This is a genomic window from Stutzerimonas kunmingensis (assembly GCF_002929225.1).
GTDB lineage: Bacteria > Pseudomonadota > Gammaproteobacteria > Pseudomonadales > Pseudomonadaceae > Stutzerimonas.
In genome coordinates this window covers 181464-203888 of sequence record NZ_PISM01000004.1, presented here as the reverse complement: position 1 = coordinate 203888, position 22425 = coordinate 181464, and the positions used below count along the sequence as shown (strand labels likewise).

Sequence of the window (22425 nt, the reverse complement as noted above, 5' to 3'; positions counted from 1 at the left end):
AAAGCTGCAAGTAACTCCTAAGAACGATCTACCGTTCGGAAAAATCGCCCTTTCGGGCGCTTATACCCGCTGGCGGCTCCCAATAGCGTGGCCGGATCGCCCGCGCATGTGCGAGCGATGCATCCAAACAAAAAGAACAATAAGGAGTTACCCGTGCAGAGCGCCCTCAAACCGCTTGCGGCAGCCGTTCTACTCACCTGCGCGACAGACGCGGCCATCGCCGATGACGGCCCGTTCAGTCAGTTCGTCGTATTCGGCGACTCGCTGAGCGATGCTGGCAACTTTCCCGACCTGCAAAGCCCGACCCTCGGGGGCAACCCTACCGGAGGCTTGCGCTTCACCAACCGAACCGGCCCCACTTACGGTGCCGGCGAATATATTGGCGAGGTCGGTACGCAACGCCTGGCGAGCATGCTGGGCCTTCAATCGTTACCCTCCACGCCGCTGTTACCGGCAGTCCTCACAGGCAATCCGGACGGCACCAACTATGCCGTCGGCGGTTACCGCACCGACCAGATTCTCGATTCGATCACCCTCGACTCGACCGTTTCCGCGGGCGGCTCTACCCGGACCCGGCCCGGCTATCTGGTCGAGAACCCACGCGTCGACAGCAATGCTCTCTACTACCTGAACGGCGGCGGTAACGACATCTTCCAGCTCGGCACCAACCCGGTCACGATGGCTGACGCCGCCGGTAATCTGGTGGCTGGCGTCGCTGCACTACAGACCGCGGGCGCGCGCTACATCATCGTCTCCGATCTGCCGGACGTCGGCACCACGCCACTGGGCTTCATCACTGGCCAGGCCGCCACATTCAACTTTCTAAGCGACCAGTTCAACACCGAGCTGGCGAGCCAGCTGCAAGCCCAGGGTGGCAACTACGTGCTGGTGAACAACCGCCTGTTGCTGGCCGAGGTACGTGCTGACCTGGCCGCCTTCGGCTTCGACCCCAACGTGGCACAGACAGCCGTGTGTTTCGATGCGTCGGGCGGCACCTGCCTGCCGGACCCGACCTACAGCCTCGGCGGCACAGCACCTGATCCTAACCGCCTGCTGTTCAACGACGCCGTCCATCCAACCACCGCTGTTCATCAGATCAGCGCCGACTACCTGTACTCGATCATTTCCGCGCCGTGGGAAGTATCCCTGCTACCGGAAATGGGCCGCTCGGCACTGCGCGCTCACCTGCAGCAACTGGACAACGAACTGTCTGCGCGGCGCGGCGACTGGCAGGCGGTCGGCGCCTGGCGCACCTTCGTCCAGGGTGGTTACAACCGGCCTGAGTACGACGGTTACGGTGGCGGTGACGGTAGCGGGCCTGAGTCTGTCGCTTGGTGTTACCCAGCGTTTGAGTGAGACGTGGCTGGCCGGCGTCAGCCTGGGCCTGGCGGAAAACTCGCTGGAACTGGGCAGAAACGACTCCGAGTACGACATGCGCAGCTACCTGGCCACGGCCTTCGCCCGTTACGAATACCAGCGTCTGTTCGCCGACTTCAGCCTCAGCGCCGGGTATCTGGACTACCACGACCTCAAGCGTACGTTCGCCCTTGGCATCAGCGAGCGCACGGAAAAGGGTGACACCGAAGGCACGCTATGGGGTGCGGCGGCGAAGGCTGGCTTCAACCTGATGCAGCCAGGCGATCAACTCCAGTTCGGCCCATTCGTCGGTGCCAGCTATCAGAAGGTCGAAGTCGATGGTTACAGCGAGCAGGGCGAGCGCTCCACTGCATTGAGCTATGACGATCAGGAACTGGATTCGCTGCGCCTCTCACTCGGCCTGTTCGGCGACTATGCGCTGAGCGAACGCACGCGGCTATTCGGCGAGGTGGCGCGGGAGGTGGAGCGCGAGGACGAGGATCGGCGTGACCTGCGCATGTCGCTGAACAGTGTGTCGGGCAACAGCTTCGAGCTGCCGGGCGCGGTACCGACCGGCGACCAGACGCGCTTCAGCGTGGGCCTGACGCACCGCCTGACGCCCGGTCTGGCGCTGCGCGCCAACTACCATTACCGCGGCAACGATAACCGCGACCACGGAGTGGGGCTGTCACTGGCCTGGGACCTGTAAGGTTCGTAGAGCGCAAAGGCCGCCGTCGCGAATACGCGCGGCGGCTCTTACGCGGTTAACGTCCGTCGAGCTGACCTTGCAGATTGGCGATCTGCCCCTGCATGGAATTGATGGTGCGGGTGACCTGAGCCCGGAAGGAGTCGAACTCGGCGGTGTTGATCGCGTTTGGCGCGGGCGCCGGCCGATTGTCCAGCTCACTGCGCAGCACCAGGATGTCCTGCTCCAGCCGGCTGATCGCCTGACTCTGGTTACCGCCCTGCTTCAGCGCCGCGATGTCCTTGCTCAAGCTGTCGACCCGTCCGGCCAGCTTGCCCTGCTCGTCCAGGGTCGTTTTGAGTGACGCCTGCTCGCTGCCCAACGCCTTGACGCTCTCTGCCAGTGTCGCAGTACTCCCCTGCTGAGCCTGCAGGTCGGCACCCAGCTGCTCGAGGCGCTTGCCCTGCTCGTCCATGCGTCGATCCTGATTGCCCTGTTTGCCAGTCAGACTCTGCTGTTCGGTAGCAAAGGCCTGCTGCTTGCGGTCAAGATCGATGGCCTGTTGCTCAAGCTGCTTGATGCGCAGTTTCACCGCCTCGCTTTCCGTAGTCACATTGGACTCGGTCGCAACGACTTTCCCGCTGATGTCCTGCAGTCGTCCGGCGGCATCCTCACTGATACGCGCGAAGCTTTCCTGGGTGGCGACCAGCTGCATTTCCAGCATGGCGATCTTCTGATAACTCCACCAACCGAGCGCGCCAAGGCTGAGGAGCAAGGCCAGCACCATGACCCACAGCGGCGCCGTACTCACCTTGCCAGCAGTGCTTGCAGGGCGACGTTTCTGGCGGGAGCGCCCGTCATCCACAGGCTCATCGGCGGTTCTGCGGATCGGCTCGAGATCCGGCGCCGGATAGGGCTCCACGCGGTCACGGCCTGCGGTCAGGCTGGGAATGTTGTCCAGTTCGTCGTGAGCATCGTTGCGCATGGGGTACCTTCAATGGCGCGGTGCGAAATACAGCGCGCAGTATAACGATTCAGGGCGTGCCCATCAGTGACGGCGCGCCGGTGGAGCAGATGCACCGTGGTAGAGCAGTGCGCCGCTTGTGATACGCATCACGGTGCATCGAATGGCGCACTCGGCAGCCCCGCGAACAGGCACCACAGCGGTGACCATCGCCTACGGGCAGTCTGCAGGCCTCGCCAGCCGGGCGCTTCGCCTGCCAGATGCAAAAACCGCGCAGCAACGCCGGAAATTGGTACGCCACTTGCTCTGTCTCTCTTGCCAGCGGATAGACACTTCCGACAGGGATGTTGGGCCTTAGGGCAATTCACGAGGAACACAGCATGGAGCTGAACAAGGCGGTTATCGACTGCATGCGCAGCCTGCGACGCAGACTTCGCGATGAGCAGCAACTCGACATCCATCTCGACCAACCGGATGCGGTTACGGCAATGCTTGCCGGGTGCATGAACTCCAACGATGAGCTGACCCGCGAACTCGGACGCCAGCTCGCCGCGTTCAGTGATCGGTTGCCGGCACCACCTCCACCACGCGCGGCCAGCAGCGGCGCCACGGTACGCATTTACCGAGGCCAGCGCGTACTCGCCTGAGCGCTCAATCAACCAGTAACCAGTCGCTGGCGCAACGCACCAGATGCCGGGTCAGCTCGTCGAGCAATTGCCCGCCATTACGCCAGTGATGCCAATACAAAGGCACGTCGATCGGCGGTCCGGACAGCACATCGACCAATTCCCCGCGCGCAAGTTCGCCGCGCACCTGTAACTCCGGCACCAACCCCCAGCCAAGCCCGCTCTGCAGCAGGCGTACGAAACCTTCGGACGACGGGCAGAGGTGATGGACGAACGCCTCTCCCCCGCCGACTGCTGCCATGTAGCGGTGTTGCAGCTGGTCATCCGGGCCGAAGACCACGGCAGGCACCCGAGCCAGATCCGCAGCGGCTGCCGGTCGCTGGAAATGCCGACTGACAAAGACCGGACTGGCCAGCGCGCGATAGCGCATCGCCCCAAGAAACTGACTGCGCGCGCCTGCCAGCGGCCGTTCCGCCGCGCACACGCAGGCTGCGACCTCGCCAGCGCGCATGCGCTTGAGTCCGACCGCCTGGTCTTCCACCACATGATCGAGCAGCACCCGATGCTCGGCGCAGAACGGCGCCACCGCGCCGGCCCACCAGGTCGCCAGGCTGTCGGCATTCAGGGCAATACGCAATCGCTCGGGCAGGCGATTTTCGTCCAGCGCCGGGACCTGCCCTTGCAGGTCCCGCTCGAGCAAGCGCACCTGCTGCACATGGTTGAGCAATCGTTGACCCAGCTCGGTCGGCCGGGGCGGCGTATCGCGCAGCAGCACCGGCTGGCCGACGCGCGCCTCGAGTAATTTGATCCGCTGGGATATGGCCGATTGCGAAAGCCCCAACGCCTGCGCGGCTCGTTCGAAACCCGCCTGCTCGACAACCGCCGCAAGCGCCGCGAGTAATTTGTAATCGAACATCAGTATTCCTAATGCACCCTGAAGAGAATTTGTTTCTCTTATAGCGCCCCACTGCCCAGACTCGCCAGTAAATCGGACGAGGCGTGCGGCATGAATGCAATCTGGCAAAGCTATATCAACGGCCTTCTGGTCGCGGCGGGGCTGATCATGGCGATCGGCGCGCAGAATGCGTTCGTGCTCGCGCAAAGCCTGCGCCGGGAGCACCATCTGCCAGTGGCGGCGCTGTGCATCCTCTGTGACGTACTGTTGGTCAGCGTCGGTGTATTCGGATTGGCAGCGGTGCTGGCGGACAACCCGCTACTGCTGGAGATCACCCGCTGGGGCGGCGTCGCCTTCCTGCTCTGGTACGGCACCCTGGCGCTGCGTCGCGCGTTCAAGCCACAGAGCCTGCGCAGCGCTGATGCGCAGCCGCGACCGCTGCGTGCGGTGCTGTTGGCCGCGCTGGCGGTGACGTTGCTCAATCCGCACGTCTATCTCGATACAGTGGTACTGATCGGCTCACTCGGCGCACAGCAGCCCGAGCCAGGCGCCTACACACTGGGCGCTGCCAGTGCATCGACACTGTGGTTCATGACCCTTGCGCTCGGTGGCGCCTGGCTTGCACCCTGGCTGGCCCGCCCGCTGACTTGGCGTCTGATCGACCTCGGCGTCGCCGCCATGATGTTCGCGATTGCCGCACAGCTCGCATTCGCCAGCTGACGCCCTGGCGCACGACAACCGGCCGCGCGCCATTTTTGCAGGTCGCAAGGAACGCCCGGCCCGACGGCGCGGTCCACGCAAGGCGCAGCCAGTTGTTTGCATCCGCTGCTTCGCCTCGCCAACCCCTCTGGAACCTATATTCCATACAGTTGCCGCGTGGTTTTGCCGCAGGTCGGGTGCTATGATCGCTGGCTCGCAGACATGGAGCGGAAGGCTTCAGTCTGTCTGTTCGGCCGACCGTGAACGGCCAGAGATTGCGCAAGCATGTAGCGAGCGAAGGGAACGACAGAGGTCAGGGTGGGACGCACATTCGCTCCTGCTCACCGGTATCGCCGGCACGCCTCGCACGCTCCTTCCAGCTGGCCGCATCAACCCTCGACACCTGAGTAGGAGATACATCATGGCTTTCGAATTGCCGCCGCTGCCGTACGAAAAGAACGCTCTCGAGCCGCACATGTCCGCCGAGACGCTCGAGTTTCACCACGACAAGCACCACGCTGCTTACGTGACCAATCTGAACAACCTGATCCCGGGCACCGAGTTCGAAGGCAAGGATCTGGAAAGCATCATCAAGACCTCTTCCGGTGGCATCTTCAACAATGCCGCTCAGGTCTGGAACCACACCTTCTTCTGGAACTGCCTGGCGCCGAACGCCGGTGGTCAGCCGACTGGCGCGCTGGCCGATGCCATCAACGCATCCTTCGGCTCGTTCGACAAGTTCAAGGAAGAGTTCACCAAGACCGCCATCGGCACCTTCGGCTCCGGCTGGGCCTGGCTGGTGAAGAAGTCCGACGGCAGCCTCGGCCTGGCAAGCACCATCGGTGCCGGCAACCCGATGACTGCAGGTGACAAGCCACTGCTGACCTGTGACGTCTGGGAACACGCCTACTACATCGACTACCGCAACGCTCGTCCGAAGTTCGTCGAAGCATTCTGGAACCTGGTCAACTGGGACTTCGTCGCGAAGAACTTCGCCGGCTGAGCCACCCAGCGCTAACGAAATGCCCGCACTTGTTGCGGGCATTTTCATTTAAGGGTTCGGTGTCGCCTGCCGCTATACATTTGCAGCCCGGAAAAAAGTCGCCTTACGGTATCGGTAATCGACGCGCAATGTTTCCTTAGGATTACGCCTTTGGGCTTGCATCCTAAGACGTACTGCCGGCACAGTCGGAGCTTGCTGACTTACTGGTTTAATTGCCTTTGACGATTGCCGAATGACTAACAATACTTCCGCAACCGAGCGTCGGCACGGAAAAGGACCTTCATTTGAAGCTGGAAATGCGCAATAGCCTGTCGCGTAAGCTCCTGCGTGTAGTCCTGCTATCGGCGCTTGCGGTAGGGCTGGTGCTCAGCTGCGCACAGATCATCTTCGGTGCCTACAAGACACGCCAGTTGATCGAAGCCGATGCCCAACGCATCCTGCGCATGACCCGCGACCCATCCACTCAGGCGATCTACAGCCTCGACCGCGAGATGGGCGCCCAGGTTATGGAGGGGCTCTTCCAGCACGAATCGATTCGCATGGCATCCATCGGCCATCCGGACGAAGGCATGCTGGCGCTGAAGATCAGACCACCTATCGACCTGCCGACACGCTGGCTGACCGATCCGATTCTCCACCGCGACCGACAGTTCTCGATTCCGCTGATCGGCAAACCGCCTTACAACGAATATTACGGCGAGCTGCGCATAACCCTGGACACCGCCAAATACGGCCAGGAATTCATCAACGACTCCATCGTGATCTTCATCGTCGGCATCCTGCGTGCGCTGACGCTGGGCTTCGTGCTCTTCCTGATCTACCAGTGGCTGCTGACCCGTCCGTTGACCAAGCTCATCGAGCATCTGGCGCGGATCAACCCCGACCGGCCCGGCGAGCACAAGTTGCCGATGATCCGTGGGCATGAGCGCAACGAGCTAGGCCTGTGGGTGGAAACGGCCAACGGCTTGCTCGCCTCTATCGAGCACAACATGCACCTGCGTCAGGAGGCTGAAAGCAGCCTGTATCGCATGACCCAGTACGACTCCCTGACCGGTCTGCCGAACCGGCAGCAGCTGCAAAGTCAGCTCGACCACATTCTCGACGAGGCTCGACGCATGCAGCGGCGCGTCGCAGTGCTTTGTCTGGGGCTTGACGACTTCAAGGGTGTAAACGAGCAGTACAGCTATCAGGCCGGCGACTGCCTGCTCAAGGCCCTGGCAGACCGCCTGCGCGGCTCCGCTGGCCGTCTCGGTGCGCTGGCACGACTGGGCGGCGATCAGTTCGTCCTCGTACTCAGCGGCATCGAGCAGCCCTACGATGCCGCCGAGTTGGCCCAGGCGCTGCTGGACGATCTGGAAACCCCGATCGAGCTCGACGGCGACCCGATTCGGTTGCGCGCCACCATCGGCATCACGCTGTACCCAGAAGATGGCGACAATACCGAAAAGCTGCTGCAAAAGGCCGAGCAGACCATGACGCTGGCAAAGAGCCGCTCGCGCAACCGCTACCAGTTCTATGTCGCCAGCATCGATAGCGAGATGCGCGCCCGTCGGGAGCTGGAAAAGGATCTCAGCGAAGCGCTCAAGCGCAACGAGTTCCATCTGGTCTACCAGCCCCAGGTCGACTACCGCCAGAACCGCATCACCGGCGTCGAGGCACTGATCCGCTGGAAACACCCCCAGGGCAAGCTGGTCCCACCGGATCTGTTCATCCCGCTGGCGGAGCAGAACGGCAGCATCATCGAGATCGGCAAATGGGTGCTTGATCAGGCCTGCAGCCAGCTGCGGCAGTGGCATGCCGAGGGCTACACCGGACTGCGCGTTGCGGTGAATCTTTCCACCGTACAACTGCGCCACCCGCAGCTACCGCAGATGATCGGCGAGCTGCTGCAGAAGCACCAGTTGCCAGCCGAAACCCTCGAACTGGAGGTGACCGAGACGGGGCTGATGGAAGACATCGACGCGGCAGCGCACAACCTGCACAGCCTGCGGCGCTCCGGCGCGCTGATCGCGATCGACGATTTCGGTACCGGTTACTCCTCGCTGAGTTATCTCAAGAGCCTGCCGCTGGACAAGATCAAGATCGACAAGAGCTTCGTCCAGGACATCGGCCAGGACGAGGGCGCGACCATCGTGCGCGCGGTCATCCAGCTGGGCAAAAGCCTCGGCATGACGGTGATCGCCGAGGGCGTCGAAACACCGGAGCAGGAAGCCTATCTGATCGCCGAAGGTTGCCAGGAAGGCCAGGGCTACTATTACAGCAAGCCGCTGCCCGCCCGCGATCTCGACCTGCTGCTGCGCCAGTCGACACCATTCGATCGGGCAGTCAATTCCGAGCTGCGCTAGCCCGACAGCGCGCCGCTGGCGCGCATCGCCGCCTCGAATCGCCACCCGCACTTGCCCCCTGGCGCTGGCCAGTCATGAGCACATGGGCCACACTTCCAGCCTTTTATCGCCCGCGCCTACAACGAGTCCCCGATGAAACGCTTCGTACTCCTGGATACCGCCGCCATTCCCACTGGCGGCGCCTTGTGCCTGTTCGAATATGGCGATGACTTCGTCATCAAGATCCAGGGCGGAAACGGCAATCAGCTGATGAACACCCGCACCCATGGCTCAGAGGACGCGCTGGCGGAGATTCCCTGCAAACGGATCGCCGCACGGTCGCAGGCCCGCGTGCTGATCGGTGGGTTGGGGATGGGCTTTACCCTCGCTTCTGCGTTGCGCCATCTCGGGCCGGACGCCGAGGTGCTGGTCGCCGAACTGGTGCCAGGGGTGATCGAGTGGAACCGCGGTGCACTCGGCGAGAAGTCCGGCAATCCGGTGCGCGATGCCCGCGCCCGGGTGCTGAACCAGGACGTCGCCGAGTTACTGCGGGATCAAGCCCAGGGCTTCGATGCGATCATGCTGGACGTCGACAACGGTCCCGAGGGACTCACGCAGAAGAGCAACAATTGGCTGTACTCGGCTGACGGCCTCAACGCCTGCGCCCGCGCGTTGCGCCCGTCCGGCATCCTCGCGGTCTGGTCGGCCAGCGCCGACCGCGCCTTTTCCGACAAGCTCGCCAAGGCCGGCTTCAAGGCCGAAGAAGTGCAGGTGTTCGCCCACGGCAATCGCGGCACCCGGCATACCATCTGGATCGCCGAAAAACGCAAGCGCTGAGCCGGCTGGTTTACCAGGCCGTCACACCCAGCTGCGACGCCAGCCAGACGGCGCCAGCCAGGCACATCAGTGCACCACCGGCGGCCTGCCAGTAGAAGCGCTGCGTGAGCACTTCCTCACCGTGGCTGGACAGTACGAAAGGCAGCGCCTCGCTTGGCTGCCCCAGCTGGTGCAATGCCGGCGCGGCGCTGCTCTCGCGATGCCGATCTTCCGCCTCGAGGCGCGCCGCCAGGCGTACGCGACTCCACTCCTGCTCGTCGAGCTGACCGTCGGCGTTGCTGTCGAAACGCTGCAGCAGGCCGGCGAAATCCCCCTTCCACTGACGGATCACGTCGCGCTTGGCGGATTGCAGGTCGAGGCCCTGTCGCCCGCCGCCGCTCGTGCGGAAATCACCGAGTGCGTAAAGCGGTTCACCCTCGTGCAGACGTTCCTCGGTGTAGCGATAACGCTTGCCGATGCTGAACACGCCGAGCCAGCCACTCGGAGCGACACCACGCGGGTGGCGCAGATCGCCGGTCCATACCTTGCGGAAGGCGGGGTGGACCTCCGCGCCACGCGGGTCGATCAGGCATTCGCCGGTGGCATCGGCCAGGCGCAGCCAGGCTTCACTGACGCCGCGTTCGACCACACTCCAGCTGCTGCGCTTGCCGTTGGAACGGTACTCCTCGATACGGTAGCGCCACCACAGGCAGCGCTCGCCGGTCAGCGGCGCCATCGGTTGCGGCACCATCAGCTCGCGTAGCACACCAACCAGCTCGACATACCCCTGGGCTGCCGAGCGAATGCGAGAAGTCGGGGTATCGAGCAAATGACGGGCACGCGACCAGCGACCGATGCAGATCCACGCCCCGCCGACGCTAAGCGCGGCGGCGAGAATGAGTGTGAAAACCTGGCCCGGATGCATTTCAGCCGAACAGCGCCTTGAGATCGACGTCGGCCTTCTCCGCCTCGCTGAACTGCAGCAGGGCAGCCTCCTTGAAACCGAACGTCCGCGCCAGCAGTACATCGGGGAATTGCTCGATGCGCACGTTGTTCAGGTTGACCGCCTCGTTGTACAGCTCACGGCGATCGGCGATTCCGCTTTCCAGTCCGCTGATGCGCTGCTGCAGATGGCGGAAACTCTCGTTGGCCTTGAGCTCGGGGTAGTTCTCGGCCAGCGCGAACAGCCGCCCGAGGCCGGCACGCAGACCGGTTTCGGCTTGCCCCAGCGCACTCACATCGCCCTGCTCCCGCGCGCTGGACACGGCATTGCGCGCACTGATCACCTGCTCCAGCGTATTGCGTTCATGCTGCATGTACTGCCGGCAGGTCTCCACTAGCTTGGGCAACTCTTCATGGCGCTGACGCAGCAGCACGTCGATATTGGCCCAGGCCTTGCCGACGCCATGCTTCAGACGCACCAGCCCGTTGTAGAGAATCACCGCGTAAGCGGCGACGAGAAACAGCACAACCAGCACAACCACAGCGCTCAGGCTCATAGCATCTCCAGGGACAAAGGCCGTCAGAACGCCGCCATTCTACCGGCTGCACCTAAACGGAAGAGAGAGCCTGTGCACGCATTGGCTTTGCACAAAATGAAAATCTTTCGCATTATTGACGGCTTCCGAGCAGCCCTCGGCTTCGTTCACTCGCACGCAAAGGAACCCGCACATGCTACGCACCCCCATCTGGGCAACCGCCAGCCTCCTCGCTGTGGCCATCTCACTCGCCGGTTGCGGTGAGGACAAGACCCCCGCGAACCAGACTGCCGCCCCGCAAAGCACTACCGAAAGCGTGCCAGCCGAAAAGGCGCAGGCGCCCGATGAGAAAGCGGCCAAGGCAGTCGTCAGCCACTATGCCGATCTGGCGCTGGCGGTATTCAGCGATGCCCACGCCACCGGCGTGAAACTGCAGGAAGCGGTCGACGCCCTCCTCGCCAACCCCAGCGAAGAGACCCTGCAGGCCGCGCGTCAGGCCTGGCTGGCGGCCCGCGTTCCCTACATGCAGACCGAGGTCTTCCGCTTCGGCAACGCCGTGGTGGATGACTGGGAAGGTCAGCTCAATGCCTGGCCGCTCGATGAGGGCCTGATCGATTACATCGAGGGCGACTACCAGCACGCCCTCGGCAACCCGGGCGCCACAGCCAATATCATCGCCAACAGCGAACTGCAGATTGGCGAAGACAAGGTCGACACCAGCGAAATCAACGCCGAGCTGCTGGCCAGCCTCAACGAACTGGCCGGCTCCGAAGCGAACGTCGCCACTGGCTACCACGCGATCGAGTTCCTGCTCTGGGGCCAGGACCTCAATGGCACAGGCCCAGGTGCCGGCGAGCGGCCCTACACCGACTACGTGGAAGGCGAAGGCTGCACCGGCGACAACTGCGACCGCCGCCGTACCTACCTGAAAGTCGCGACCGAACTGCTGGTCAGCGACCTGCAGGAAATGGTCGAGCAGTGGCAGCCGAATGCCGAGAACTACCGCGCCAGCCTCGAAGCCGATACCGCGGAAAACGGCCTGCGCAAGATGTTCTTCGGCATGGGCAGCCTGTCCCTCGGCGAACTGGCTGGCGAGCGCATGAAAGTCGCTCTGGAAGCCAACTCCACCGAAGACGAGCACGACTGCTTCAGCGACAACACCCACAACTCGCACTTCTTCAATGCCCGTGGCGTTCGCAACGTCTATCTCGGCGAGTACAAGCGCGTCGACGGCACTACGTTGACCGGTCCAAGCCTGGCATCGCTGGTTCAGGGCGTCAGCCCGGAGGTGGACAGCACGCTGAAGACCGACCTGGAAACTACCGAAGCCAAGCTGCAGGTTCTGGTGGAAAGTGCTGAGAACGGCGAAGCGTTCGATCAGCTGATCGCCTCGGACAACACCGAAGGCCAGCAGAAAGTACGCGATGCCATCGGCGCACTGGTCAAGCAGACCGCCGCGATCGAGCAGGCGGCCGGTGCCCTCGGCATCAGCGACCTCAACCCTGACACCGCCGATCACGAGTTCTGATCAGCGCCGACACGGGCGCAGCTGTTGCGCCCGTGTCGGGCTTTTCGCTGTTCCCCTGCCTGGCCCAGAGCGCGCGCTCCTCGCACGCAAATGCAAATCCCTCTTATTCCATTACGATTAGCCTGCTAAGATTGCGCGGCTTAATTCACCGCCCCGCAGGTACTTCCGATGCGCCCGCTGTTTCGCCGCCTCTTCCCGCTGCTGGCTCTGGCCCTGGTCGCCTGCGATAACGTTGAAACACCGACTTTCTCCCAGCCCGAACCTGGTGAGGCGCTCTCCGGCGGCAGCACCACGGTGATGAAGTTCGACCAGAACGCCTACTCCATGCCTTCGGCCAATCTGGCACCGATGCGTCGACTCGACTTCAGCGTCGGCAACAGCTTCTTCCGAAATCCCTGGGTCATCGCCCCGGCATCCACCACCGCTCGCGATGGTCTTGGCCCGCTGCTGAATACCAACGCCTGCCAGAACTGCCATATCAAGGACGGCCGCGGCCATCCGCCGGCACCCGATGCGACCAGCGCCGTGTCGATGCTGGTACGGCTGTCCATTCCAGCCGGGCCCGAGCATGCCGAAGTCGTCCGAGAACGTGGCATCGCACCGGAGCCAAGCTACGGCGGCCAGCTGCAGGACATGGCGATTCCCGGCGTCGCCCCGGAAGGCAAGGTACGGCTGCGCTATTCGACCGAGCAGGTGCGCTTCGCCGATGGCACCGAAGTCGAGCTGCGCAGGCCGGAAATCGAACTGAACGACCTGGCCTATGGTGACATGCATCCGGATACCCGGATGTCGCTGCGCATCGCGCCACCGATGATCGGCCTGGGCCTGCTCGAAGCCATTCCCGAAGAAGCGCTGCTGGCCAATGCCGACCCCGATGACCGCAACGGCGACGGCATCTCCGGCCGCCCGAACCGGGTCTTCGACCAGACCAGCCGGCAGACCGTGATTGGCCGCTTCGGCTGGAAGGCAGGACAGCCGAGCCTCAACCAGCAGAACGCCGACGCCTTCTTCAACGATATGGGCCTGTCCACCAGCCTGCTCAGTGGCAGCAGCTGCACCGACCGGCAGACCGAGTGTCGCGCGATGCCGGACGGTGGCGAGCCGGAAGTCAGCGACGACATCCTCGCCCAGGTGCTGTTCTACACCCGCAATCTCGGCGTACCTGCGCGACGGAACGTCGACGCCCCACAGGTACTCGCCGGCAAGACGCTATTTCACCGCGCCGGCTGCCAGAGCTGCCACGTGCCACAGTTCACCACCGCTGCCGACGCCGCGGAACCGGAGTTGGCCAATCAGCTGATTCGCCCCTACACCGACCTGCTGCTGCATGACATGGGCGAAGGCCTCGCGGATGACCGCGCCGAGTTCGAGGCCAACGGCCGGGAATGGCGCACGCCACCGCTGTGGGGCATCGGCCTGACCCAGGCAGTCAGCGGGCATACCCAGTTCCTGCACGACGGCCGCGCCCGCAATTTGCTCGAAGCCATACTCTGGCACGGCGGCGAGGCCGAGAAGGCGCGCCAGATCGTGCTCGGCTACGACCAGAACGAACGTACCGCACTGCTGAGCTTCCTCGAGTCGCTCTGAATGCCCATGCTATTCACCATGCTTTCCCGGCGCGAAAGCGCTGCAACCGGCCTTGCCGATGAGGACACCATGATCCGTTCGAACACCCTGCGCATCGCCAGCGGCGCTCTGCTCACCGCCTTGTTGCTGAGCGCCTGCACGCCCGCCGACCCGCAGGCCGAGACCAGCAAAACCCTGGCTGATGGCGTATTGTTGCCAGCCTATAAACAGTGGTCGGAAGCCGACCGCCGCCTGGCGGCCAGTGCCATCGCCTTCTGTGCCGACAACCAGACCCTGGACGAAGCGCATGCTGCCTTCGTGCATGCGCAAACCGCCTGGGCCGGCCTGCAGCCGCTGCTGATCGGCCCAATGGGCGAAGGCAATCTGGCCTGGCAGGTCCAGTTCTGGCCGGACAAGAAGAACCTCGTTGCACGCCAGGTCACGGCACTGCTCAAGACCAAGCCCGAGCTGACCCAGGCCGATCTGGATAACGCCAGCGTCGTGGTGCAGGGCCTGAGCGCCTACGAGTACGTCCTTTTCGACAGCAGCATCGACCTCGCCGACCCCGCCACCAGGACGCGCTACTGCCCCTTGCTGACGGCCATAGGCGAGCACCAGCAGCAGCTTGCAGCCAGCGTCCTGCAGCAATGGCAGGACAAGGACGGCATGGCCGATCAGTTGCGCAGCTTTCCCAACGAGCGTTATGCCGAACCGAGCGAAGCCATCGCCGAACTGCTGCGGGTTCAGGTCACGGCCCTCGACGGCCTGAAGAAGAAGCTCGGCGCGCCGCTCGGCCGCCAGACCAAGGGCCATCCGCAGCCGTACCAGGCCGACGGCTGGCGCAGCGACACGACCCTGAGCAATATCGCTGCCACCGTCAAAGGCGCCGAAAGCCTCTGGCTGGGTGCCGACCAGGACGGTCTGCGCGCGCTGCTCGGCGCTGAGCAGGCTGATCTGGCCAAGCGCATCGACGCCGGTTACGCCGATCTGCTGCAACAACTGAAAGCCATGCCCGAGCCGTTCGGCGAAATGCTCGCCAACGAGGAGAGTCGGGCGCAGCTCGATGCGCTGTACCAGCGGATCGACCAACTGCATCGCCCGCACCAGCTCGAGCTGGCGCGCGCCCTCGGCGTACAGATCGGCTTCAACGCGCACGACGGGGACTGATCATGAAGCGCCGCACCCTGCTTGGCCTGACCGGCGCCATGCTTGCCGCCAGCGGCATCGCAGGCTGGTCACTGACGCGTCACGACGGGCAACAGGTTTTGCTCTCCGCACGTGATGGCGCCGACGGGCAACACTACGCCGTCGGCTACCGCCTCGACGGCAGCCAGGTATTTGCCACACCGGTCGCCGAGCGCTGCCATGACGTCTACCCGCACCCGTACCTGCCCTTGGCGGTGTTCGTCGGCCGTCGCCCGAGCCGCGAGAGCTACCTGATCGATGCGCGTGACGGGCGTCTGCTGCAGGTCATGGCCTCGCCGACCGACCGCCACTTTTACGGGCACGGGGTGTTTCACAAGGACGGCGAGTGGTTCTACACCACCGAAAACGACACCGCCGATGCCGGCCGTGGCGTGCTCGGCGTCTATCGACTGGAAGGCCGACAGCTGGTGCGCGTCGGCGAGCACGCGACCCATGGCATCGGCCCGCACCAGCTGCTGTGGATGCCGGACAACGAAACCCTGGTCATCGCCAATGGCGGGATCCGCACCGAAGCCGACAGCCGCGAGATGATGAATCTCGATGCGATGGAGCCGAGCCTGGTGCTGCTACGCCGCGACGGTACGCTGGTCAGCAAGGAACAGCTGCCGGAGCAGATGAACAGCGTGCGTCACCTCGCCGTGGCCGCCGACGGTACCGTGGTCAGCGGCCAGCAGTACGAAGGGGATGCCATGGACCGCATCCCGTTGCTGGCGATCAAGCGGCCAGGGCAGGCCTTCCAGCACTTTCCGCTGGGCGAGGCACAGCGGCAGATCATGAACCAGTACACCGCCAGCCTCGCCATCCACGACGAGCTGCGGCTGCTGGCTGTCACCGCGCCGCGCGGCAACAAGGTGTTCATCTGGGACCTGGACAGTGCCGAGCTGCGGCAGGCAGCCCATGTGCCCGATTGCGCGGGCGTCGCGGCAGTCACCGAGGGCTTCGTGGTCAGCTCCGGGCAGGGCCGCTGCCGCCTGTTCGACTGCCGTGGCGAACGTATCGCCAGCACACCGCTGGACCTGCCGGCGGGGCTCTGGGACAACCATCTGCGCATCGTCTAGCTCAAGAAAAACGTCCCCCGGCCGATGATGCTGGGCAACGGCAGGGATGCTCATTTACGTTTTCTCAAATGCCGAGACTTTGCCCATGCTCCAGAAATCCCTGCGCGCGCAGATCCTCGCGCTGATCGGCGGCAGCCTGCTGCTGACGCTGCTCATCGCCCTCGCCTGCATTCGCCTGCTCAGCAACAACATCGACCACTTCCAGGCGCTGCTCGACGGCCCGCTGGCCGAAGTACAACTGATCGACGAGGCCAACCTCGAGTTCAAGGTGCAGGTCCAGGAATGGAAGAACGTGCTGCTGCGTGGCAAACAGCCGGACTCTCGCAACCGCTACTGGAGCCAGTTCGAGGCCCAGGAAGCCAAGGTGCAGAAGATTCTGGGCGATCTACTGGTACTGACCGCCGACGAACCGCAGCTGGCCAAGCAGATCGAGAGCCTGCGTAGCGAGCACCGCACTCTCGGCGTTGCCTATCGCAAGGGCCTGGATGCCTACATTGCCGCCGACAGCGACCCGCTCGCCGGGGACGCCGCGGTAGCCGGTATCGACCGGGCGACCAGCGCTCAGCTGAGCGAGCTGGTCAAACAGCTGGGCGACGCCGCCGCGCAGCGCTCGGAGACCATCCGTGCCGACGCTCAGAGCACCGCGTCCTTCGGCCCGATCATCATGATCCTCGCCAGTGTGGTGGTGGCGCTGTTCAGCCTGTGGCTGGTCAATCGCCGGATCATCGAACCGATTCGCAACCTGATCGAGCACATCGCCCGCCTCAGCCAGGGCAAGTTCGCCGACCGCGTGGATGCCAGCCGCAGCGACGAACTGGGCCGCCTTGCCGCTGCCGCCAACGTGCTGCGCGACTTCCTCGCCGACACCTTCACCCGCCTGCAGCAGAGCACCTCGAATCTGGACAGTGCCAGCGGCGAGTTGAACGCCATCGCCAGGCTGATGGCCGACGGCGCCCGCGAGCAGTTCTCGCGTACCGATCAGGTCGCCACGGCGATGCACGAGATGTCCGCGACCGCTCAGGAAGTCTCGCGGCATGCCGCCGAAGCCGCGCAGGCCGCCGACGCCGCCGACCATTCCGCCCAGCAGGGCGAAGCGGTGATGCGCGGCACCATCGCCACCATCACCGACATGAGCAACGAGATCGCCAGCACGGCAGACGTCATCCGCCGCCTGGAGGGTGATAGCGGGCGCATCGGCAAGGTCTTGGAGGTGATCCGTGGGATCGCCGATCAGACCAACCTGCTCGCGCTCAATGCCGCCATCGAGGCGGCCCGAGCGGGTGACGCCGGCCGCGGCTTTGCCGTGGTCGCCGACGAGGTGCGCACCCTGGCTCAGCGCACCGCCGAGTCCACCGCCGAGATTCACCAGATCATCGACACCGTGCAGACCGGCGCGAGCAATGCCGTACGCGCCATCGAGAGCGGTCAGGCGCGCAGCGAACAGGGCCTCGGCCAGGTGACCGAGGCCGGTCAGATGCTGCAGCGCATCACCGAAGCGGTCGAGGCGATCCGCGACATGAACCGCCAGATCGCCACGGCCGCAGAAGAGCAGACGGCGGTGGCCGAAGACATTTCGCGCAACATCACCGAGATCACCTCCATCGCCACCATCAACCAGCAGAACGTCGAGCGCACCGAAACCGCCAGCCAGAACCTGCACGGGCTGTCGGCGCAACTTACCGAAGTCACCCAACGCCTTGCCGGCTGATGATCTGCGGGCGGGCCGACAGTCTGTCGCCCGCCCCACACCTGCGCTGCTTTCCGCCCCGCTCCCCCTTTACTTGGCCTCGTTTCGGGGCTAAGTTCCTCGCTCTCCGGTCCTGCTGAGTCAGGTGCCAGCAGGTCGCCGAAGCTGGCGACCGGACCGTTCGAACGGCTGCCTCGATCACGGCAGTAGACAGCCGGCTCACATCTCCAAGGAAATCGGAAAATGTTGCGCCGCATGCTGTTCATGCTGGGCGCGGTTGTCGTCGTCGTTGCGATTCTTGCCTCGCTCAAATTCAACTCGATCTATCAGCAGATTCAACAGTTCCAGGCGCCCAAGCCTGCGATCGACGTCGAAACCGAGCTCGCCCGCCGCATGGACTGGCAAAGCCGCCTGCCAGCCATCGGCACGCTCAAGGCGTCGCAGGGCATCGACCTCAGCGTCGAGATCGCCGGAACGATTACCGACGTGCAGTTCCAGTCCGGCGAGAAGGTCAGCAAGGGCCAGGCCATCGTGCTGCTCGACAGCGAGATGGAGCAGGCCAGCCTGACCAGCGCCGAAGCCGACCTCAACCTGTCGCGCCTGGAATTCCAGCGCGCGCGTAGCCTGCTGGATCGCCAGGCCATTTCGCGCAGTGAGTACGACCGGCTCAATGCCGAATCGCAGAAGGCCGCGGCCAGCGTCGCGCAGCTGCGCGCCAGTCTGTCGAAGAAGCGCATCCTGGCGCCCTTCTCCGGCACCATCGGCATCCGTCAGGTGGATGTCGGCGACTATATTGCCGCCGGCACGCCAATCGCGACGCTTCAGGACCTGTCCACGCTGTATGTCGACTTCTTCCTCGCCGAGCAGCATGTGCCGCTGCTGAAGCTCGGCCAGCGAGTGCAGCTAAAGGTCGCCGCCTATCCCGGCGAACGCTTCGAAGGCGTGATCAGCGCGCTGAACCCGAAGGTGGAAACCACTACCCGCAACGTTCAGGTGCGCGCCGAACTGGGCAATCCGGACGGACGTCTGCTGCCCGGCATGTTTGCCGACCTGCAGGTGCTGCTGCCGACCGAGACCGCCCAGGTGGTGGTCCCGGAAACCGCCATCACCTACACCCTGTATGGCAACTCGGTGCTGCTGGTGACCGAGGGCACGCCGCCGGAAGGCGTCAGCAGCGACGAGCCCTACCTGGTGGTTGAGCGCCGCTTCGTCACCACCGGCGAGCGGCGCGACGGACTGACGGTCGTCCTCGACGGCCTGGAGGGCGGCGAACAGGTGATCACCGCCGGCCAGCTCAAGCTGGACAGCGGCACCCATGTCGCCATCGCCGAAAGCCGCACGCTCAAGCTGGAAGGCTCTCAGCAGCCGGCGACCGAATAGAAAAAGCCTGTTCCTCACGCGGCAGGCCGACGCACAGCAGACTCAGACAAGGTTCCAGGGACTTCCCATGGCGTTCACCGACCCCTTCATCCGCCGCCCCGTGCTGGCGAGCGTCATCAGCCTGCTGATCGTGCTGCTCGGCATCCAGGCCTTCAACAGCCTGACCATCCGTCAGTACCCGCAAATGGAAAGTGCGCTGATCACGGTGACCACCGCCTACCCCGGCGCCAACGCCGAGACCATCCAGGGCTACATCACCCAGCCGTTGCAGCAGAGTCTGGCCAGCGCCGAAGGCGTCGACTACATGACCTCGGTCAGCCAGCAGAACGCCTCGGTGATCTCCGTCTATGCGCGCATCGGTGCCGACACCGATCGCCTCTACACCGAGCTGCTGAGCCAGGCCAACTCGGTGAAGAACCAGCTGCCGCAGGATGCCGAGGACCCGGTGCTGAACAAGCAGGCGGCCGACTCCACCGCGCTGATGTACATCAGCTTCTACAGCGACCAGCTGAGCAACCCGCAGATCACCGACTACCTGTCGCGGGTCATCCAGCCCAAGCTGGCGACGCTGCCGGGCATGGCCGAAGCGGAAATTCTCGGCAACCAGGTGTTCGCCATGCGCCTCTGGCTGGACCCGGTGAAGCTCGCGGCCTACGGGGTTTCCGCCAGCGACGTGAACGAGGCGGTGCGCAAGTACAACTTCCTCTCGGCGGCCGGCGAAGTGAAGGGCCAGTATGTGGTCACCAGCATCAACGCCGACACCGAACTGAAGACGCCGGAAGCGTTCGCCGCCATCCCGCTGCGCACGCAGGGCGACAGTCGCGTTCTGCTGGGTGATGTGGCGCGGGTGGAGATGGGCGCCGAAAGCTACAACTCGATCAGCTCGTTCGACGGTATCCCCTCGGTCTATATCGGCATCAAGGGCACACCCAGCGCCAACCCGCTGGACGTGATCAAGGAAGTGCGCGCGATCATGCCGCAGATCGAGGCACAGCTGCCGCCGGGCCTGAAGGCGACCATCGCCTATGACGCCACCGAGTTCATCCAGGCCTCCATCGACGAGGTGGTGAAGACCCTGGCCGAGGCCGCGGTGATCGTCATCGTCGTGGTCTTCCTGTTCCTCGGCTCGCTGCGCACGGTACTGATTCCGGTGGTGACCATCCCGCTGTCGATGATCGGCGTGCTGTTCTTCATGCAGGCGATGGGCTACTCGATCAACCTGCTGACGCTGCTGGCCATGGTGCTGGCGATCGGCCTGGTGGTGGACGATGCCATCGTCGTGGTGGAGAACATCCACCGGCATATAGAACAGGGCAAGTCACCGTTCCAGGCGGCCATCGACGGCGCACGGGAAATCGCCATGCCGGTGGTGACCATGACCATCACCCTGGCGGCGGTCTATGCACCCATCGGCTTCCTGCAGGGGCTGACCGGCGCGCTGTTTCAGGAGTTCGCCCTGACCCTGGCCGGCGCGGTGCTGATTTCCGGAGTCGTGGCGCTGACGCTTTCACCGATGATGTGTTCGAAGCTGCTGCGTCATGAGGAGAACCCCAGCGGCTTCGCCCATCGCCTGGACGAACTGTTCGAACGCCTCAAGCAGCGTTACCAGCACGCGCTGCACGGCACCCTCAATACCCGCCCGGTGGTACTGGTGTTCGCCGTGCTCGTGCTGGCGCTGATTCCGGTGCTGCTGATGTTCACCGAGAGCGAACTGGCACCGGAGGAGGACCAGGGCATCGTCTTCATGATGGCCAGCGCACCGAAGACCGCCAACCTGGACTACCTGAACGCCTACACCGACCAGTTCCTGGAGATCTTCAAGAGCTTTCCGGAGTACTACTCCTGGTTCCAGATCAACGGTTTCGACGGCGTGCAGAGCGGCATCGGCGGCTTCCTGCTCAAACCCTGGGACGAGCGCGAGCGCTCGCAGATGGAAATCCTTCCCGAGGTGCAGGCCAAACTCGATCGCCTGCCGGGCCTGCAGATCTTCGGTTTCAACCTGCCTTCGCTGCCGGGCACTGGCGAAGGCCTGCCCTTCCAGTTCGTGATCAACACCGCCAACGACTACGAGACGCTGCTGCAGGTGACCGAGCGCATCCGCAAGCGCGCCGAGGAGTCCGGCAAGTTCGCCTTCCTCGACGTGGACCTGGCCTTCGACAAGCCGGAGATCGTGGTCGAGATCGACCGCGAGAAGGCCGCGCAGATGGGCGTCTCCATGGAAGACCTCGGCCTGACCCTGAGCACCCTGCTCGGCGAAGGCGAGATCAACCGTTTCACCATCGAAGGCCGCAGCTACAAGGTCATCGCCCAGGTCGAGCGCGCCTACCGCGACAACCCGGACTGGCTGAGCAACTACTACGTGCGCAATGGGCATGGCCAGATGCTGCCGCTGTCGACGCTGATCCAGGTGCACGATCGCGCCCGACCGACTCAGCTCAAGCAGTTCCAGCAACTCAACGCCGCGATGATCCAGGGCTTTCCGATCGTCAGCATGGGCGAGGCGATCGAAACGCTGCAGACCATCGCCCGCGAAGAAGCGCCCGAAGGTTTCAGCTTCGATTACGCCGGCGCCTCGCGCCAGTACATCCAGGAAGGCAACGCGCTGTACCTGACCTTCGCGCTGGCATTGGCGGTGATCTTCCTGGTCCTGGCCGCGCAGTTCGAGAGCTTCCGCGATCCTCTGGTGATCCTGGTCACCGTGCCGCTGTCGGTCTGCGGCGCGCTGGTGCCGCTGTTCCTTGGCCTGTCGAGCATGAACATCTATACCCAGGTGGGCCTGGTGACGCTGATCGGCTTGATCAGCAAGCACGGCATCATGATCGTCGAGTTCGCCAATCAGCTGCGCCGCGAACAGGGCCTGAGTCGACGCGAAGCGGTGGAAGAAGCGGCGGCGATTCGCCTGCGGCCGGTGCTGATGACCACAGCGGCGACGGTGTTCGGCATGGTGCCGCTGATCATTGCCAGTGGGGCCGGCGCGGTCAGCCGGTTCGACATCGGCCTGGTGATTGCCACCGGCATGTCGGTGGGCACGCTGTTCACCCTGTTCGTGCTACCGGCGGTCTATGACCTGCTGGCCAAGCCCGACCAAAGCCCGTCCGCGGCGGCCGTACCGAGCGCCGGCTGAGTGCGGTGTGGGCTGCGAGGATAGCCTCCA

Annotated in this window: 16 protein-coding genes and 1 pseudogene; 13 read left to right on the top strand and 4 right to left on the bottom strand. The window is 64.1% G+C overall.

Going from position 1 to position 22425, the window contains the following annotated elements:
- Positions 1-153 precede the first annotated feature (153 nt).
- Positions 154-2065: pseudogene (locus CW305_RS01980) on the top strand (autotransporter domain-containing protein).
- Between the two features lie 55 nt (positions 2066-2120).
- Here the strand turns inward: CW305_RS01980 and CW305_RS01975 are convergent.
- Positions 2121-3026 carry a hypothetical protein gene (locus CW305_RS01975; RefSeq protein ID WP_023444114.1) on the bottom strand — a complete coding sequence of 302 codons (906 nt, stop codon included), beginning with the start codon at positions 3024-3026 and terminating at the stop codon, positions 2121-2123.
- A 359-nt stretch (positions 3027-3385) separates the two neighbouring features.
- Between CW305_RS01975 and CW305_RS01970 the strand changes: the two genes are divergently transcribed.
- Entirely contained in the window at positions 3386-3652 is a 267-nt protein-coding gene (locus tag CW305_RS01970) for a hypothetical protein (protein ID WP_023444113.1), read from the top strand.
- Between the two features lie 4 nt (positions 3653-3656).
- Here CW305_RS01970 and CW305_RS01965 read toward each other — a convergent pair whose 3' ends face one another.
- Entirely contained in the window at positions 3657-4547 is an 891-nt protein-coding gene (locus tag CW305_RS01965; RefSeq protein WP_104096971.1) for a LysR family transcriptional regulator ArgP, read from the bottom strand.
- A 90-nt stretch (positions 4548-4637) separates the two neighbouring features.
- On the opposite strand from CW305_RS01965, the gene CW305_RS01960 reads away from it, so the two are divergent.
- From CW305_RS01960 to CW305_RS01945, 4 genes are all read left to right on the top strand, one after another.
- Positions 4638-5246: a LysE/ArgO family amino acid transporter gene (locus tag CW305_RS01960; RefSeq protein WP_014819387.1), complete on the top strand. Its 609-nt coding sequence runs from the start codon at positions 4638-4640 to the stop codon at positions 5244-5246.
- A 400-nt stretch (positions 5247-5646) separates the two neighbouring features.
- On the top strand, positions 5647-6228 hold the full coding sequence (locus CW305_RS01955; protein ID WP_003294652.1) for a superoxide dismutase: 582 nt from the start codon (positions 5647-5649) through the stop codon (positions 6226-6228).
- A 284-nt stretch (positions 6229-6512) separates the two neighbouring features.
- A complete protein-coding gene (locus tag CW305_RS01950; RefSeq protein ID WP_104096970.1) occupies positions 6513-8573 on the top strand; it encodes a putative bifunctional diguanylate cyclase/phosphodiesterase in 2061 nt (686 codons plus the stop codon).
- A 132-nt stretch (positions 8574-8705) separates the two neighbouring features.
- Positions 8706-9389 carry a spermidine synthase gene (locus tag CW305_RS01945; RefSeq protein ID WP_104096969.1) on the top strand — a complete coding sequence of 228 codons (684 nt, stop codon included), beginning with the start codon at positions 8706-8708 and terminating at the stop codon, positions 9387-9389.
- A 10-nt stretch (positions 9390-9399) separates the two neighbouring features.
- Here the strand turns inward: CW305_RS01945 and CW305_RS01940 are convergent, their stop codons facing one another.
- Positions 9400-10293: a GIDE domain-containing protein gene (locus CW305_RS01940; RefSeq protein ID WP_104096968.1), complete on the bottom strand. Its 894-nt coding sequence runs from the start codon at positions 10291-10293 to the stop codon at positions 9400-9402.
- A 1-nt stretch (position 10294) separates the two neighbouring features.
- Positions 10295-10867, bottom strand: a complete 573-nt coding sequence (locus CW305_RS01935) for a LemA family protein (protein ID WP_014819382.1) — start codon at positions 10865-10867, stop codon at positions 10295-10297.
- A 172-nt stretch (positions 10868-11039) separates the two neighbouring features.
- On the opposite strand from CW305_RS01935, the gene CW305_RS01930 reads away from it, so the two are divergent.
- The 7 genes from CW305_RS01930 (at position 11040) to CW305_RS01900 (ending at position 22395) form a co-directional block, all read left to right on the top strand.
- Complete coding sequence (locus tag CW305_RS01930) at positions 11040-12374, top strand: imelysin family protein (RefSeq protein ID WP_104096967.1); 1335 nt, start codon at positions 11040-11042, stop codon at positions 12372-12374.
- Between the two features lie 168 nt (positions 12375-12542).
- Complete coding sequence (locus CW305_RS01925) at positions 12543-13961, top strand: di-heme oxidoreductase family protein (protein WP_104096966.1); 1419 nt, start codon at positions 12543-12545, stop codon at positions 13959-13961.
- 69 nt (positions 13962-14030) lie between these two features.
- Positions 14031-15107: an imelysin family protein gene (locus CW305_RS01920; protein WP_104097407.1), complete on the top strand. Its 1077-nt coding sequence runs from the start codon at positions 14031-14033 to the stop codon at positions 15105-15107.
- A 2-nt stretch (positions 15108-15109) separates the two neighbouring features.
- Positions 15110-16204 carry a DUF1513 domain-containing protein gene (locus tag CW305_RS01915; protein WP_104096965.1) on the top strand — a complete coding sequence of 365 codons (1095 nt, stop codon included), beginning with the start codon at positions 15110-15112 and terminating at the stop codon, positions 16202-16204.
- An 85-nt stretch (positions 16205-16289) separates the two neighbouring features.
- The gene (locus CW305_RS01910) at positions 16290-17912 is read left to right on the top strand and encodes a methyl-accepting chemotaxis protein (protein ID WP_104096964.1); all 1623 of its coding nucleotides are present in this window, start codon (positions 16290-16292) and stop codon (positions 17910-17912) included.
- A 222-nt stretch (positions 17913-18134) separates the two neighbouring features.
- The gene (locus CW305_RS01905; protein WP_103457707.1) at positions 18135-19271 is read left to right on the top strand and encodes an efflux RND transporter periplasmic adaptor subunit; all 1137 of its coding nucleotides are present in this window, start codon (positions 18135-18137) and stop codon (positions 19269-19271) included.
- 67 nt (positions 19272-19338) lie between these two features.
- Positions 19339-22395: a multidrug efflux RND transporter permease subunit gene (locus tag CW305_RS01900; RefSeq protein WP_104096963.1), complete on the top strand. Its 3057-nt coding sequence runs from the start codon at positions 19339-19341 to the stop codon at positions 22393-22395.
- Positions 22396-22425 lie beyond the last annotated feature (30 nt).